Origin of the sequence: Metaclostridioides mangenotii (assembly GCF_018917235.1) — a bacterium.
GTDB lineage: Bacteria > Bacillota > Clostridia > Peptostreptococcales > Peptostreptococcaceae > Metaclostridioides.
The window spans coordinates 668,484-684,857 of the sequence record NZ_JAHLOF010000001.1 but is presented as its reverse complement, the minus strand read 5'-3'; the positions used below and the strand labels follow the sequence as shown (position 1 = coordinate 684,857).

Below are 16,374 nucleotides of genomic sequence, written 5' to 3'. Positions count from 1 at the left end.
AAATAGGAGATAAATATGGATATTCAATTAGAGATGCTACTGTTTTTTCAAAGTATTAGATCAAACATATTAAATTTGATATTTTTACTGTTTTCAGTTAACGCTGAAGTTGTAATTGTTTTTTTAACTGCTTATATATATTGGTGTGCAAATAAAAAAGTTGGTCAAAAAATTTTATTCTCATTATGTGGAAATATAGTCCTAAATTCTAGTATAAAGGAGTTCATTAAAGCTCCTAGACCTATTGGGAGTGAAGGACTTAAATCTATGAGAGTTGAGACAGCTGGAGGTTATTCATTTCCAAGTATGCATACCCATATGACAACGGCATTTTGGTATAGTTTAGCTACTTGTTTCAAAAAAAGATTTTTATACATACTTGCTTTTGTCGTTATTTTAGGAGTAGGCATTTCAAGGTTGTATTTGGCAGTACATTGGCCTATTGATATAATATTTGGGTGGATATTTGGCCTAGTATTTACAATTATACTAGGAAAAATTTTTGATTATTCTTATGAATATAAAAGCTATAAACCTATGATTTTTATCTTTATAATATTTTTAATATATGCATTATATATACAGAGCCACGAATTTTTAAAATTGTTTGGAGTATATACTGGGTTTTTAATTGGGTATATTATAGAAAATAAGTATATTAATTTTAGTACAGACTTAACCGAAAAATTAAAATATAGCATGAATTTTAGAAAAAATTCTAAGTTTTTAGGAAAAAGAACTCCAAAAGAGATGGTTAGTATAAAAATAAAGAGGCTAGTAATAGGGCTTTTTACACTAGGGATTTTATATATTATATTAAAACTTACTACAGTATTTATTACTGAAGATCTAGGATTAGATTGGTTTAGTTGGGTTCTTGACTATATTAGATACACAGTGGTAGTATTTTACGCTATAGCAGGAGTACCAAAACTTTTCAAAATTTTTAAATTAGAATAGAAGAGAGTGATTATTTGAAAAATATAATAGTAATTGGCGGTGGTCCTGCTGGAATACTTGCAGCTTGTACTGCTTCTGATAGAGGAGAAAATGTAATATTGATAGAAAAAAATCACAAGCTTGGAAGAAAGCTTTTGATAACAGGAAAAGGAAGATGCAATATCACCAATGATAGCGATATGGAAGATTTTATCGAAAATATTCCTACAAATGGAAAGTTTTTATACAGTGCATTTTACACATTTACAAATTACGATGTTGTTAAAATGTTTAATGAAGGTGGAGTAGCTACAAAAGTTGAAAGAGGGAAGAGAATATTTCCACAGAGCGATAAAGCAGTCGATGTAGTTAAATGTCTCGAAAGGAAACTTAAAAAAAGTAATGTAGAAGTTATGCTCAATGCAAAAGTCCAAAAAATCGTTTCAGATGGTGATAAAATTGAAAAAGTAATACTAGACAACAGTAAAGAGATAAAATGTGATGCTGTGATTGTTGCGACTGGTGGCATTAGCTATCCCTTAACAGGATCTACAGGAGATGGATATAAGTTTGCAAAATCTCAAGGACATACTATTATTGATACAAAACCGTCTCTTATAGGAATAGAAGTTCAAGAAAAGTTTGTAGATTCGCTTGATAAGCTTATGTTAAAAAATGTGAGTGTAGATGTTTATAATAGTAAAAATAAAAAAATATATTCTGATTTCGGTGAGATGGAATTTACTAAATATGGTTTAGACGGGGCCATAATAAAATCTGCTAGTTCAAGAATGAAGGAAACTACTAAAGAAAATTATATAATTTCAATAGATTTAAAACCTGCTTTAGATGAAAATAAACTAGACAATAGAATTCAAAAAGATTTCAAAAAATATAATAATAAAAGATTTGAAAACTCTCTTGATGATTTGCTACCAAAGAAACTTATACCAATAATAATTGAGCTTAGTGAAATAGAACCATCTAAGCCAGTACATCAAGTATCACGTGAGGAACGAAAAAAATTAGTTGAATTACTTAAAAATCTCAAATTTACAGTAAAAAGATATAGACCTATTGAAGAAGCTATAGTAACTTCTGGTGGTATAAAAGTAAATGAAATTAATGCGAGTACAATGGAGTCGAAATTGATAAGAGGATTATTTTTTGCTGGAGAAGTAATTGATGTAGATGGTTATACTGGAGGGTTTAATTTACAAATAGCATTTTCAACAGGATATTTAGCAGGCTTAAATTGCTAAGCATATAAATAACTATCTTTATATATTTAAGATATCAATATAAAATTAAAAACAAAAAATGTTGTTTAATTTAAAAAGAAATTTAAAAATATTAACAAAAATTACCTGAATTAAAAATGATTATCTTCACATAATATAATCAGCAACACAAATAAACAACAGAAGGAAGGTAATCATTATGGCAAGTAACAACAATAGTTCAAACAAAGTAGTAGTTCCAGGAGCTAAACAAGCTTTAAACCAAATGAAAATGGAAATAGCTAACGAGTTAGGAATGAACAACTACCAAGCTATGGACAAAGGAAATTTAACATCTAGAGACAATGGTTATGTAGGTGGTTACATGACAAAAAGACTAGTTGAAATGGCTGAGCAACAAATGGCTGGTAAACAACAATAGTCTGAAATATTAAATAGCTACAATTAGTAGCATGTGTAGCTAGAGCTATCTCAATTTAGGAGATTATATCTTCAAAATCGAGATAGCTCTTTTTATTGATATTTTAAATAAACTTTTTTAAAATATAATAGATTTTTTTATATTTATAAATTACTAATTAAATACTTCATTGTTATATATTATTCTCATGTAGTTTTAAAAAAAATGTAATAATAATTATATTTGAGGATAGACTAATAACAAGAGAATAAGTACAAAAGGAGTGAAATTAATGGCAACTATAAACTTTGAAGAAATAAAAACTAAATTTATAAACGCTGATCTTGACGAAAAAATAAAAATTTACACAACTACTGAAGGTTTGACTGTTGAACAATTTAAAGAATTACTTAGATACTATCCTATTCAATATTTATCAAAACTAGAAAAAGCTCTTGGATAAAATAAAAATACCGGTATACAAAATAATGTAAACCGGTATTTTTTTATATTTAAACTATATATACGATTTCTGTACAGTTGAATCTCTTTTTTATTTCCTTTCTAAATACTTCTTCAGCATAATCTCTATACTCTTTTTTATAACAGTATTTACCTCTACCTCTTCCAGTCATCATTTCTTTATTGTAAATTTTCATAGCATTTGGAAAAGCTTGTTCATTTATCGCTTTGTGAATATAACTATAAGTCATGAATATAACTTCTATAAAAATTTCTGATCTAGCTTTTTTAGATAATTTTTCATTTAAATTATCGAGCATTTCAATGTAAATTTTCTCCCAATTTTCTATTAAGATAACAGGAGCAATTAAAATACCTACTTTATATCCTGCATCACACATTTTGTTTAAGGCCTCAATTCTACTTTCTAAAGAGGATGTACCGATTTCAACATTGGATATAATCTCTTGAGGATTTATGCTCATTCTAAAGATAGTTTTACCTTTATGGTCGAGATCTAATAGATTTTCTACCATAGAAAATTTTGTTGGGAAGGTTATATAACCATGACCAGCATCTGCAAACTCTTCAATAACTCTAGGTAGATTACCAGTAACAGTATTTTCTAGTATTAAATCGCTATTACTACCTATTTCATAAGTGCATTCTTTTTCCATTTTATTTGATTTTTTAATTAACTTACCAAGTATATCATCTATGTTTGTGTAGACTCTTAAGTATGAGCATTTATTGTAGTTGCAAACTAGGTAACAGTAAAGACACATTGCACTACATCCTGATGAGGTGAAAGGAACTAAATAATCAGATACTTTATGGTTTTCTACATATTTATGTGTTTTTCTAGTTCCAATTATTAAATATTTTTTTAATTCAACAAAATCTTCATTACCTTTGTTTCTAAGAACTTCTATATTATTGTGATTTTTTATGGGTATCCACTCTACATCCGTGTATTTTTCTTTTAATCTCTTACCGAGATCATGCTCTAATGCAATTGTTTCGTAGTATATTTTCTTAGGTTTCAAATAAAAGACTCCTTTTTTATAAACTATTATCCACTTTTATCCCCATAAATATTATTTATAAAAATATTTTATCAAACTCCTGTTATAGTAACATAGACAGATATCTCCTTCATTAATATAATTTCTTCAAAATATACAATTTATTCATATATCCCCAAAATACAATTACTGTATATTATTTTATATATAAAATAATAATAATTTGAGGTTTTGAAAACGAATTTATTAAACAAAAGTTAAACAATAGATTACTCAAATGTTAGAATTTAAAACTATAGATAGAATCGATTTGATAACGACAAATCGTCAGTGTAGACTGGAATTAATAGTATTTAAAATTTCACAGTTAATTATTCTTAAGTGTAATTTAAATATTATCAAACTATAAAATTTTCTGGGGGGAAAAAATGAATTACGCAGAGCTTTTAGAGGATATGGAAAATTACAAGGATACAATGACAGATGAAAAACGGATGACAGCTTATTTTAGTGGAGAGGAAGTCGATAGAATTCCATATAACTTAATGGAACTCGAAAATTCAGCTCCTCTTTACGGTTATACAGTTGGAGAATTTAGAAGATCTATAGACGTGCAATGTGAAGTATTGGAAAAATTAGGCGAAGAATTTGGATTCAAAACAATACCTGCTAACCTAGGTTTAAAAGCTATTGGAGAAGCAGCTGGGTCAATTTTAGAATATCCAGAAGAAGGAATAGATTTCATAAAAGAGTATGTGCTGGATAGTTACGAAAAATTAGATTCAATGGAGATAGTTGATCCATATAAGGACGGGAGTTTGCCGAGTATACTAAAAAGAGTTAGGCACATGAAAGAGAGATTTCCGAATAATGATGTAACGATCGAAATAGCTGGACCTCTCACAACAGCAAGCGCAATTAGAAAGCCAGAGCTTGTGCTTAGAGATATTATTAAAAACAAGGATAGATTACATCAACTTTTAGATTATAGCGTAAAATCAACATTAGCTTGGGTTGATGCAGTGTGTAAAGAATTTGGACCAGCTGAAGTAACATTGTGTGATCCTGTTGGATCAATGAGTCTAATAAATGTAAAACAGTTTGAGGAGTTTTCTAACCCATACTTAAAAAATTTAATTGACGGAGTAGTAGAAATATCAGGAATACCTCCAGTCGTACATATATGTGGAAAATCAAAAGCTATATGGAAGCCTCTTGTTGATCTTGGGGTATCGACTTGGAGCATAGATAACTGTGAAGATATAGAGGAAGCTAAGGAAATAGTTGGCGACAAAGTAGCAATTGCAGGAAATATACCTCCAGTTGAAATTATGAAGTATGGAGACATAGATGACGTAATAGAATCAGTAAAAGAATGTATTAAAAAAGGTAGTGATAGTCCCAAAGGCTACATACTATGGTCAGGCTGTGAGATTCCCATGGGAACGCCTAAAGAAAATATTTACGCTTATATCTATGCAGCTAGAAAATATGGAAGAGGTGCACAAATGGGTAAGCTTTGCAGGGGAATTTTAGAATATTTATAGGAAATACGAATGTATGATATGAAATATATAGACACATTCGATTTGAATAGCCATAACTGTAAGTGTAGACTTATAGCTATGAGCGATTAAATAGTTTAACTGCGCTGTTTTATATATAATACTAAAAGTTGTACAAGTTATAAAGACCTACGAAATTATAAAATCTTGGGAGAAATAATTAGGGGGAAGGTTATGAATTATAAAGAACTTTTGATCGACTTAGAAAATTATAAAGATACTATGACAGATGCAGAACGTATGACAGCGTATTATAAAGGTGAAGTAGTAGATAGAATTCCATACAAGTTAATAGGTCCAGATGTATCTGCTCCTCTTTATGGTTATTCTATTGGAGAGTTTAGGAATTCTTTAGATATACAATGTGAAGTTATGGATAAGTTAGAAAAAGAATTTGGATTTAGTGGAATAGATATTAGTTTAGGTTTAAAAGCAATTGGCGAGGCCTTAGGTTCTACTCTTGAATTTCCCGAAGAGGGTATGGATTTTATATCTGAATTTGTATTGGACGATTATGAAAAATTAGATACCATTGATATTGTAAATCCTTATAAAGATGGAAGACTTCCTGATTTGCTTGATAAAATTAAATTTTTAAAAAAACGTTATCCTAATAAAAGTATCAGTACTGGCGTAGCAGGCCCATTTACAACGGCAGCGGCAATAAGAAAGCCAGAAAATGTTCTTAGAGATGTTATTAAAAATAAGGAAAATTTGCACCAACTACTAGATTTAGGAGTTAAATCATCTTTAGCTTGGGTTGAAGCAGTTTGCACAGAGGTCGGACCTATAGCTGTATCAATTGCCGATCCAGTGGGATCGCTTAGCTTGATAAATGTAAAGCAGTTTGAAGAGTTTTCTAAACCACATTTAAAGAATCTGGTAGATGGCATAAAAAATATTACTGGTAAGTCGCCTTCAATACATATATGCGGAAGATCTAAAGGTATTTGGAAACATGTAGCAGAATTAGGTGTATCGATGTGGAGTATTGATAATATAGAAGATTTAGAAGAAGCTAAAATAGAAGTTGGAGATATAGTTGCAATTTCTGGAAATGTACCTCCAGTGGAAGTAATGAAGTACGGGACTATAGATGATGTTATAAATTCAGTTAAAGAATGTCTTATAAAAGGAAGTGATAGTCCTAAAGGATATATGTTATATTCAGGTTGCCAAGTTCCTTTAGGAACACCAAGGGAAAATATACTTGCTTTTATTTATGCAGGCAGAAAATATGGTCGAGGTGCTCAAATCGGTAAATTGTGTCAAGGTTTAGTTGAAGCAAACCTATAAAAATAAGAATTAATTTTGGAGATGTAAATAGATGACAAAGATACACATAGTTTCGGGATTTTTGGGGTCAGGAAAGACTACGCTGATAAAAAAATTAATCAAAAAACTAGATGGGAAAAAGGTAATAATAGAAAATGAATTTGGTGAAGTTGGTATAGATGGAGAAGTTATAGGTCGAGAAAATTACGATGTAATTGAATTAGCCCAAGGGTGTATATGCTGCTCTATGAAGACGGATTTTGAGGAAGCAATACTATCTATATTAAAAGATTACAGCCCTGAACATATAATTATAGAGCCTACAGGGATAGGTATGCTAAGCCATGTTTTAAGTATACTTAAAATAAAAAAAATTAGAGATAGGTGCTTAGTTATATCTCCAATTACTATTGTAGATACACTCGACTACTTTGAACAACTAGATAATTTTGGTGGATTTTTTACGGATCAGATAGGCAATGCAGGTACTTTAGTTTTTAGTAAGGTTCAGATGATGGAAGTAGACAATCTGCATAAAATTGTAGATTCAGTAAGAGAGTTAAATAAAGAAGCAGAAATTATTTCGTGTGATTGGGATGATTTTGATGATTTTGATTATAATTCACTCATAAACATGCAATTTGACCTTGAAAAAAATAGTACAAGCTATATAGAGAGTACAAGTGAAATAAGCGATGGGATTCAAAGTATAAGTATAAAATCGCCTAAGAAGTTTAGAAAAAATGAATTAGAAAATATGATGAAAGAGATTACAAAAGATAAATACGGAATCGTTATTAGATCAAAAGGATTTATAAATGGCGATGACGGATCACTTGAATTTAGTTTTGTAAATGGAAGATTTACTATATCAAAAAATGAGTTTAACAATTCGGATAGAGTGTGTATAATAGGTAGAAATCTAGACGAAGATAATATTTTTAAATTACTATTATAATTTAAAGGAGAGAAAATATGAACATCGATAAATTATTTCGAGATATTAGTGAAGCATTAGTAGATATGGACGATGATGGGGTAGAGGAACTTTGCAATGAATCTTTAAAATTATCAATTTCAGCGGAAGAGACTATAACTGAAGGATTGTTAGTAGGGATGAATAAAGTTGGAGAACTTTATGAAGAAGAAGAGTATTTTTTACCAGAAGTAATGATATGTTCTGACACACTTAATATAGGTCTAGATATACTAAAACCTCATATCAAAACTGATCATACCGATGATCCAATAAAAGTTGTGCTTGGAGTAGTTGAGGGAGATACACATGATATAGGCAAAAATTTGGTTAAAATTATGAGTGAAGCTTCAAATATTGAAACTTACGATCTAGGAAAAGATGTTCCGTTACATAAGTTTATAGATGTTGCCGAGGAAGTTAAAGCAGATTTTATATGCATGTCTACTTTGATGACTACTACAATGTCAGGTATGGAGAGATTAATAAAAATGCTTGAAGAGAGAAAATTAAGGGATAAATATAAAGTAATGGTTGGCGGAGGACCAATAACTCAGAAATTTGCGGATTCAATAGGAGCTGATGCATATACAGAAGATGCTAATAAAGCAGTCAAGAAAATAAAAGAATTAGTTTCAGTTATGGTCTAAAATTAAGATTTATGATTAACATTAATGAGTTACTTATGGTATTATAATTAACCCTTAAGCCAGAATTTCAAGAGAAAATTATTGCGTAGTTAAATTTTTAGATAGATAAATGTATTGAAAGGTGATTGTATGTCTGGAAAAAATATTTTTAAATGTATTGGTAGTGATAACACAACTGTTTCTGATAAAATACTAGAGAATTTAGAAGTGAGCTTTGAAGATGCAAATAAAGACTCAAAAAAGATGTCCGCATTGTCTACAGAATTAAAAAAGGACATGGGGATTTTGTATTGTGTAGTTCCGTTTTGTCATACTGCTGAAGCAGATGCTTTTGGAAGTACAGTTGTTTTTGATTCTAAAGCTGGGAATAGAATAAATACATCATTGGTTAATGATAAGGTTTATTTAGAAAATATAAAGCCAATAGACTTTAGTACTGGTAGAATACATGAAATACTTGAAGCTATAAATTTGCTTAAATTGGATGGTGAAAAAGTCTGTTTAAATGTCACTGGTCCGATCACAATAGCTACATCTATAGTTGAGAGCAGGCTTTTTTATAGATTAATTAGAAAAGACAGAGAAGCTGTAAATAGACTTTTAGGCATAATTGAGGACAGCTTGGTAGAGTATATAACTAAAGGTGTAAACGCAGGGGCTGATATTATTTCGTTTGCTGATCCAGCTGGAACTTTAGATATTGTAGGGCCAAAGGTGTATGAAGAGTTATCAGGAGCATCTACACTAAGAGTTCTTAAAAGAGTAGAATCTATACTAGATAATTCTGTAGTTCATATCTGTGGAAAAACATCTACTTCACTAGAAGAGGTTGGATTTATTAACAGCAAAAAGGTAAAATCTCACGGTAATAGTTATGGAGAAACTATTGAAAACTATAAAATTGATAATAAAAACGCTAAGTTTATTGGACATTGGTGTATTAAAAGAGAAAAAAATAATAACAATTTGGTTTGTTGTGAATTGATGTAAAATTTTATGTATCTCTATTAATAAATAAAAATTCTAAAGTTAGAAAGTATATGTTCCTTAAACAATAGGCTTTATAAAATGGTTTAGCATAAAAAACTAGATAATATATTTAAAATAATAAAATATATTTATCAAAATCAAAATAATAGTATTTAAGGTAAATAATTGAAATTTCAATCATTTACCTTATTTATTTTGTATTATTAAATTTAAAACCTTGCTTTACATTAAAGTTAGCTTTATAATAAAGTTGTATTTATAATTCGGGAGGTATTAACACATGAAAAATGATAATGAAGATAAATTATTTAAACTAGTAACAGAAATTAACGAGCTGCATTATAGAATGAATGGAATTATCATTAATGAATATCAATCTTTACTCGAAGATGATCTATCTGATAATCAAACGATTCTAATGGATATTGTTAAAGGTCATGAAGATATATCCGTTGGAGAAATTGCTCGACTAATGAAAATAACATCGAGTGCTGTTGGACAGATTGTTAATAAGCTTGAAGATAAAAATTATTTAATGAGGTCAATTAATCCAAAAAATAGACGTGAAATACTTGTGCATCTAGCAGACAAAGGAAAAAAGTATTTTGAAAATGAAGAAGTAATAAATCGCGAAATTATCAATCGTTTTTACTCTCAAATGGAATTGAGTGAAATGGAAGAGCTTAAAAAAATTCTTACAAAGCTAAATAAGATAGTAGAAAAAAATGTGCAAACAGGGATGGAGGGAAAATAATTATGACAGACATAAAAGCTAACTTAGAAAATTTATTTAAGTATATTAAAGAAAAACAATTATTAAATGGTACAGCTCTTGTGGCCAAAAAAGGCGAAGTTTTATACGATGTTGCTTTTGGTGATGCTGACATGTCAACTAATCGTCCATTAACATCACAATCTGTATTCAATCTAGCATCTGTTTCAAAGCCAATAACAGCGACTGCAATTTTACTACTCGTTCAAGATGGTAAGCTAAATCTTGATGAGTATCTAAATAAATGGTTGCCGGATCTTCCATATGAGGGCATTACTATTAGACATTTACTAAACCACACGAGCGGACTCCCTGATTATTTAGATTTATTTGAGAATTACTGGGATAAAACAAAGATCGCTGACAATGATGACCTACTCACGTATTTAACTAAATACAAACCTGAGCGTCTATTTGTACCAAATGAGCGAGTTGAATATAGCAATACTGGCTATATTTTACTTGCGCTCATTGTAGAACGAATAACACATATGAATTTTGCTGACTTTTTAAAATATAATATTTTTAAGCCACTTAAAATGACTCATACAAAAGCTATTGGCATTAGAAAAGAAAATATAGAGATTGACGATTATGCATACGGTTATGTGAACGACGTTTATAAAGGTAAGTATGTATTGGCAGATGATTTTGAGGATACGAAAATGGTTACTTATTTAGATGGAATGCTTGGTGACGGTGGGGTACAATCAACTGTTGGTGATCTATACCTGTTTGAGCGTGCACTAAGCAGGGGTGATTTCATCAATAACGAATTACTAAGAGAAGCATATACACCAGCAAAAACAAAAATAGATACACCATTTAAATATGGATTTGGATGGATTATCGAGGATGATAAAGACAAAGGTCAGATTATATGGCATAGTGGAGGTTGGCCAGGATATGCAACTATCCTTAAACGCTTCATAGATCAGGATGTTGTTATAATTGTGCTAAGAAACAAGGAGCAAGATTTCGATTTTGAACAACATATTTTATATGCGATTGAGCAAGCTGCTTTTGGTCTTCCTTATGAAATTGCTAAGGAAAAGCCTAGATTAGAACGTTCTCTAATCTTACAAGAGGATATTTTAAAACGTCACGTCGGTAATTATGCCTTAATAGAACATCCAGATTTAATCATTAATGTTTCATTAGAAAACGACAGACTATTTATCAAGATGCCTGGTTCTATGAAACTCAAGTTGCACGCTAAATCAGAAAAAAATTTCTTCATAAGAGGACTATCAATAGATGTTGATTTTATAAAAGAGGGATGTAAAGATTTTCTAAAGATTATCGATGGAAACGATGTACAAACAGCAGAACGTCAATAAGTAATTAGAAAATGGCGTTAAATATAAAGATTACATTGGGATGACTGGTCGAAAAGGAAATCAAAATTTATTTTAATGGGATATCGATAAATAAAATAGCATTTTTTATATGGGGGGTATGTAATGTACATAAAAACTAAAAGGTTATTGATACGAAAATTTGAATTCAAAGATTGGCAAGCTGTCTATGAATACACTTCTGATATTAATGTGATGAATTATATACCAGAAGGTGTATTTACTGAAGAAAAAGCAAAAGACTTTATAAATAAAAACATTGGTAATACCGCTGAGAATTTTGCTGTTGTTTTAGTAGAGGAGAATTTTGTTATTGGGCACATTCTTTTTTTAAAGTATTTTGGAGAACACACTTATGAAATTGGGTGGGTATTTAACCCCAAATATTACAATAGAGGATATGCTTCCGAAGCTGCACAAGCAATATTAAAATTTGGTTTTGAAAAAATGAAATTGCATAGGATTATAGCAACGTGTCAACCAGAGAATATCCCGTCATATCGAGTTATGGAGAATATAGGGATGAGGAAGGAAGGATATTTTAAAAAGTGCATTCCTAAGGCAAATGAATGGTGGGATGAGTATTATTATGCTATTTTAGAAGAAGAGTGGAAAAGAGATATTTTAAATTTATAAATTGCTGTTGTTCAATTATTTTGGTAAAACTAAACTGGATATAATTATGGATAAGGTCTAACTGTATAGTAAAATAAAAATGAAATGGTGTGTAATATACTTAACAAATTAAACAACTAATTAGTAGTGTAATCTGTTAAGTATATTACATACCATATTTATATATGGGATACTTTTTTAATCATATTATAGAAGTTTATATTAACTTTATAGTTTGTAAACATAGTTATAGAATCTTTCATTTCCAAGATCTATAGATCCAGTAAGAATAAATTTTGATAAACAATCTATATCGTTTGATGTTAAATACTCATCTGGAATATTTAACCTATACCCACTTGAGTTGAGTAAGTTCTTAAATTCAACACGTTTTTTAATATCATTTGATCTTTCAGTTTTACTTTGAATACTTTTTTTGTGGTTAGCCATGTTAATGTTTTGTTTGTCAATAAGTATATTTATATAATCGGCATAAGAATGTTTAAAATTTTGATTTGACAAAAGACTTTCGTTGACGACATTCGAAGTTGATCCTTCTTTTAATATGCTGTCAATAAACTTTTCGGCTGTAATTTTTCCTGAACTAATTCCTTTTTGATACTTTCTAAGCACCTTTTTAGTTTCGCAGTATATTTTGTTTCGGGTTTCTAGATCAAAATCCTTAATTTGCATATAAAACACTTCCTTCTAATTTAATAAATTTAAATTGTATTATTTATCGATATTTTGACCATAATTGAGAGAATAGAATTGTTGTCTACTTATATTATAACCAATATTTGGAATAATATGACAAAACAAGTAAACATTTTGTAAAATTTTAGAGGTGATTGTATGATTAACGGATTAATAAAACTTTTTTATTCAGAAATAGTAAAAACAAATATGAGAAATATGAATTCAAACGGTTACGAAGTAAGGGATGAATGCAAAGAAATTAGAAACATAACATTAAAAATAGACAGTGTATTCTTTAAAGCAATAAAATTTGGACTTGGTGTTTTAATATTTTTATTGACTTACAGTATCAATAAAATGCTTGCAATTGGAGTTGTATTAGTGGGCATCCTATACACTATCTACAAAATGAAATTAGAAGAAGAGATAAAAGTGTACATTGCAAATATCAAAAATAATATTGAAGTATCAAAAATTGCTAATATAAAAGAAAGGGGTAGATTAGGCATAAATGCACTGATAACACTGCTTGTGATAGGATTTCTAGCAGGGTTTAACATATTTATAGTGTGCAGTTTTGTTATAGTTTTTATGTTTACACTCAAAAATATATGTTAAAATACTTGTATGTAGTTTAAATGTCTTTTTGGGGGAGTTTCAATGAACAATCAAAGTTATAGAATGAAGAATTTAGTAGAAATAACAGCTATGGTAACAGAATCAACAGACTTTTATAGTATAAAGGATAAGATAGTAGCAAAAATGCTTGAAGTTGTACATCCAGCAAAAGCTTGTGTCAATTTATTCTACGAAAATGATCATAATAATGCATATTTAGTTTGTTCCAGTACACTTGAATATGTACCGAGTATATTTCCTGCGAGTGATAGAAAAGGTGCGAAAATAGATTTTAACACTTATTCGCAGTATATTCACGATGCTGTTGAGCAGAAGAAAATTGTTCACGTAAAAAACATATTTGAAGACGATAGGGCTGTCAATGAAAGAGAAGTAGCTAAAAATGAAGGTTATTTAGGAAGAATAGTATTTCCTCTTATGATTGATGGTAAAGTTGTAGGGTTTATGACTTGTTTCTTAACTAGAGATGATTATTTAACGGATGAAGATATAGATTTTATAGCTTCTGTAGCCTCTCTTCTTAGTTTGTCTATTGAAATAACTAATAAAAACAACAATGTTCAAAGTTTAATTGATAAGTTTAGAGTAGCTATAAGTTACATTAATGACGCTACAAGAAAATTGTACCAAAACAAGAGTATAACTGAATTTTTGGACAATCTAAGTAAGCAGGCATGTAATATTACAAATAGTAGAGAGTCGCTTATAATACTCGATGAGCATGATAATATTCAAAAGATGATGAGTTGTTACAATAAAGATGAAAACAAAACAAACCTTTATCCTATAAAAAGTAAAATTTTATCTAATGAGTCGCTGGGTGGTTTCATTAATGACATCAAAAGTGAGAATGTTGTAAAAATTAATAGTTATATATACTATAAATTGCAAGATAAAGATAAGATAATCGGGTGTATTGTGTGTGCAAATAGCAAAAACTATACTAACGATGATTTGAATATACTTAGAATTTTAGCTAGCCAGGTTGCAGTTGCAATGCAACTTTATGAGTACAATGATCAAGAAGTAAAACACAAAGTTCTAGAAAAAGAGTTAAATATATTAAATAAGCAGCAACAACTTATCATGGATAAGGGCAAGATGGAGTTTAACACACAAAAGGAACTGTACTATTATCATAGACCAGCGAAGGTTGTAGGTGGAGATTTCTACCATGCAATTGATTTAGATGAAAAACACGTTGCTTTTATTGTAGCTGATGTTATGGGTCATGGTATTGTTTCAAATTATGTTGTTGCTATGATAAAAGGTGCTTTTAAAGTATTATGTTACCAATACACATCTACAAGTGAGATACTTACTAATCTAAACAAAATTCTATACGATGAATTCGATAAGATGGGTGTGTTTACTACATGTTTAGTAGGTATAATAGATACTGAGCACAATATCATAACAGTATCTAATGCAGGCCATTACTCACCGATAATAGTTACGACGAAAGGTGAGGTAGTAAAAAATATAAACTGCAATAAAGGTATTCCAATTGGAATAATACAAGATTCTTCATATGAAGAAAATACTTTTAGCATAGTCAATTATTCTATGCTATGTATGTACACAGATGGAGTTTTGGAGATTAAAAACGAATCAAAAGAAGAATACGGAATAGAAAGATTAGAAGCATTTTTAAAGAAGAACCATATATTTAATCAAGAAGAAATAGTAGAGAATCTAAAAGTCGAATTACAAGAATTCTCTTCTAAGGAGTATTTTGAAGACGACATATTAGTAGTTATGCTTAAAGATATATAGAAAAAAATAAATTTTTAGTTTAAAATACATCTATTTGGGAAAAATATTTCAGTTTAGATGTATTTTTTATGAAAATTTAACAAATAATTAATGGAAAACTAAGGAAAACGATTGTTGGAATAGTCTAACAAAAGATTGAATGTAATTGTCTTTTAATTCAAATTTTGACAAGAAATTTGTTATTAATTGTAGACATAAGTATATTTCAATGCTTTGCTATATAAGAACTTTCGTGAATTTATAGAAAAGTTAGAAAATTGAGAGATTAACTTGTCAAAAAATACATTAAGTCGTATAATAAAATTGATTTTATATAAATCTTTATGTATAATCGAAGTGTATGTTGGTTAAATGTAAGTTAAAAACAATTTAAGTTATATAGGAGGTATTATATGAATTTACCAATAGCTTTGTCTAACAGACACATTCATTTAAGTCAAGACGACATAGATATATTATTTGGAAAAGGACACCAATTAACAGAATTTAAACCATTATCTCAACCAGGGCAATATGCATGTGAAGAGAAAGTGGATTTAGTAGGTCCAAAAGGAACTATAAAAGGGGTTAGAGTATTAGGTCCATCAAGACCAAAAACTCAATTAGAAGTTTCTTTAGCTGATGGATTTTCATTAGGAGTAAAAGCTCCAGTAAGAGAATCAGGTGATATAGCAGGATCTCCAGGTGTGAAATTAGTTGGACCAGCTGGTGAAGTTGATTTAGCTGAAGGAGTTATAGTTGCGGCTAGACACATCCATATGAATACTGCAGATGCAGATAAATTTGGTGTTAAGGACAAACAAATTGTTAAAATAAAAACTTTAGGGGCTAGAGCATTAGTATTTGAAAATGTATTGGTTAGAGTTAGCGATAAGTTTAATTTAGAAATGCACGTTGACCTTGAAGAAGGAAATGCTGCTGCTGTTAGAAATGGGGATTTAGTTGAACTAATAGCTGAATAATTAAATTTAATTTGCTATGTAAAAATTTAA

17 protein-coding genes are annotated in these 16,374 nt (G+C 29.5%); 15 read left to right on the top strand and 2 right to left on the bottom strand.

Going from position 1 to position 16,374, the window contains the following annotated elements; genetic code table 11:
* The first annotated feature begins 15 nt into the window (after positions 1–15).
* The 4 genes from KQI18_RS03245 to KQI18_RS03230 all read left to right on the top strand — a co-directional run bounded on the left by KQI18_RS03245 (position 16) and on the right by KQI18_RS03230 (position 3,043).
* The gene (locus KQI18_RS03245) at positions 16–960 is read left to right on the top strand and encodes a phosphatase PAP2 family protein (RefSeq protein WP_216466203.1); all 945 of its coding nucleotides are present in this window, start codon (positions 16–18) and stop codon (positions 958–960) included.
* A 14-nt stretch (positions 961–974) separates the two neighbouring features.
* The gene (locus tag KQI18_RS03240; protein WP_216466202.1) at positions 975–2,201 is read left to right on the top strand and encodes an NAD(P)/FAD-dependent oxidoreductase; all 1,227 of its coding nucleotides are present in this window, start codon (positions 975–977) and stop codon (positions 2,199–2,201) included.
* A 178-nt stretch (positions 2,202–2,379) separates the two neighbouring features.
* Positions 2,380–2,601, top strand: coding sequence for an alpha/beta-type small acid-soluble spore protein (locus tag KQI18_RS03235; protein WP_216466201.1), 222 nt, complete (start codon positions 2,380–2,382; stop codon positions 2,599–2,601).
* Between the two features lie 271 nt (positions 2,602–2,872).
* On the top strand, positions 2,873–3,043 hold the full coding sequence (locus tag KQI18_RS03230; RefSeq protein WP_216466200.1) for a hypothetical protein: 171 nt from the start codon (positions 2,873–2,875) through the stop codon (positions 3,041–3,043).
* A 49-nt stretch (positions 3,044–3,092) separates the two neighbouring features.
* Here KQI18_RS03230 and KQI18_RS03225 read toward each other — a convergent pair whose 3' ends face one another.
* A complete protein-coding gene (locus tag KQI18_RS03225; RefSeq protein WP_216466199.1) occupies positions 3,093–4,088 on the bottom strand; it encodes an SPL family radical SAM protein in 996 nt (331 codons plus the stop codon).
* 407 nt (positions 4,089–4,495) lie between these two features.
* On the opposite strand from KQI18_RS03225, the gene KQI18_RS03220 reads away from it, so the two are divergent.
* The 8 genes from KQI18_RS03220 to KQI18_RS03185 all read left to right on the top strand — a co-directional run bounded on the left by KQI18_RS03220 (position 4,496) and on the right by KQI18_RS03185 (position 12,289).
* A complete protein-coding gene (locus KQI18_RS03220; protein WP_216466198.1) occupies positions 4,496–5,614 on the top strand; it encodes a uroporphyrinogen decarboxylase family protein in 1,119 nt (372 codons plus the stop codon).
* A 192-nt stretch (positions 5,615–5,806) separates the two neighbouring features.
* Positions 5,807–6,928, top strand: a complete 1,122-nt coding sequence (locus tag KQI18_RS03215) for a uroporphyrinogen decarboxylase family protein (protein WP_216466197.1) — start codon at positions 5,807–5,809, stop codon at positions 6,926–6,928.
* A gap of 31 nt (positions 6,929–6,959) precedes the next feature.
* Complete coding sequence (locus tag KQI18_RS03210) at positions 6,960–7,865, top strand: CobW family GTP-binding protein (RefSeq protein ID WP_216466196.1); 906 nt, start codon at positions 6,960–6,962, stop codon at positions 7,863–7,865.
* A 17-nt stretch (positions 7,866–7,882) separates the two neighbouring features.
* On the top strand, positions 7,883–8,533 hold the full coding sequence (locus tag KQI18_RS03205) for a corrinoid protein (protein ID WP_216466195.1): 651 nt from the start codon (positions 7,883–7,885) through the stop codon (positions 8,531–8,533).
* 129 nt (positions 8,534–8,662) lie between these two features.
* A complete protein-coding gene (locus KQI18_RS03200) occupies positions 8,663–9,523 on the top strand; it encodes a uroporphyrinogen decarboxylase family protein (protein WP_216466194.1) in 861 nt (286 codons plus the stop codon).
* A gap of 280 nt (positions 9,524–9,803) precedes the next feature.
* Positions 9,804–10,277: a MarR family winged helix-turn-helix transcriptional regulator gene (locus KQI18_RS03195; protein WP_216466193.1), complete on the top strand. Its 474-nt coding sequence runs from the start codon at positions 9,804–9,806 to the stop codon at positions 10,275–10,277.
* 2 nt (positions 10,278–10,279) lie between these two features.
* Complete coding sequence (locus KQI18_RS03190) at positions 10,280–11,635, top strand: serine hydrolase domain-containing protein (RefSeq protein ID WP_216466192.1); 1,356 nt, start codon at positions 10,280–10,282, stop codon at positions 11,633–11,635.
* 123 nt (positions 11,636–11,758) lie between these two features.
* Entirely contained in the window at positions 11,759–12,289 is a 531-nt protein-coding gene (locus tag KQI18_RS03185; RefSeq protein ID WP_216466191.1) for a GNAT family N-acetyltransferase, read from the top strand.
* A gap of 207 nt (positions 12,290–12,496) precedes the next feature.
* On the opposite strand, the gene KQI18_RS03180 is transcribed toward KQI18_RS03185, so the two are convergent.
* Positions 12,497–12,961, bottom strand: a complete 465-nt coding sequence (locus KQI18_RS03180; RefSeq protein ID WP_216466190.1) for a hypothetical protein — start codon at positions 12,959–12,961, stop codon at positions 12,497–12,499.
* Between the two features lie 162 nt (positions 12,962–13,123).
* Here KQI18_RS03180 and KQI18_RS03175 point away from each other — a divergent pair, with 162 nt between their 5' ends.
* The 3 genes from KQI18_RS03175 (at position 13,124) to pduL (ending at position 16,344) form a co-directional block, all read left to right on the top strand.
* Positions 13,124–13,585 (top strand): hypothetical protein, encoded by a 462-nt coding sequence (locus KQI18_RS03175; protein WP_216466189.1) that lies wholly within the window; start codon positions 13,124–13,126, stop codon positions 13,583–13,585.
* Between the two features lie 42 nt (positions 13,586–13,627).
* On the top strand, positions 13,628–15,382 hold the full coding sequence (locus KQI18_RS03170; RefSeq protein WP_216466188.1) for a GAF domain-containing SpoIIE family protein phosphatase: 1,755 nt from the start codon (positions 13,628–13,630) through the stop codon (positions 15,380–15,382).
* 392 nt (positions 15,383–15,774) lie between these two features.
* Positions 15,775–16,344 (top strand): phosphate propanoyltransferase, encoded by a 570-nt coding sequence (gene pduL, locus KQI18_RS03165; protein ID WP_216466187.1) that lies wholly within the window; start codon positions 15,775–15,777, stop codon positions 16,342–16,344.
* Positions 16,345–16,374: the final 30 nt, after the last annotated feature.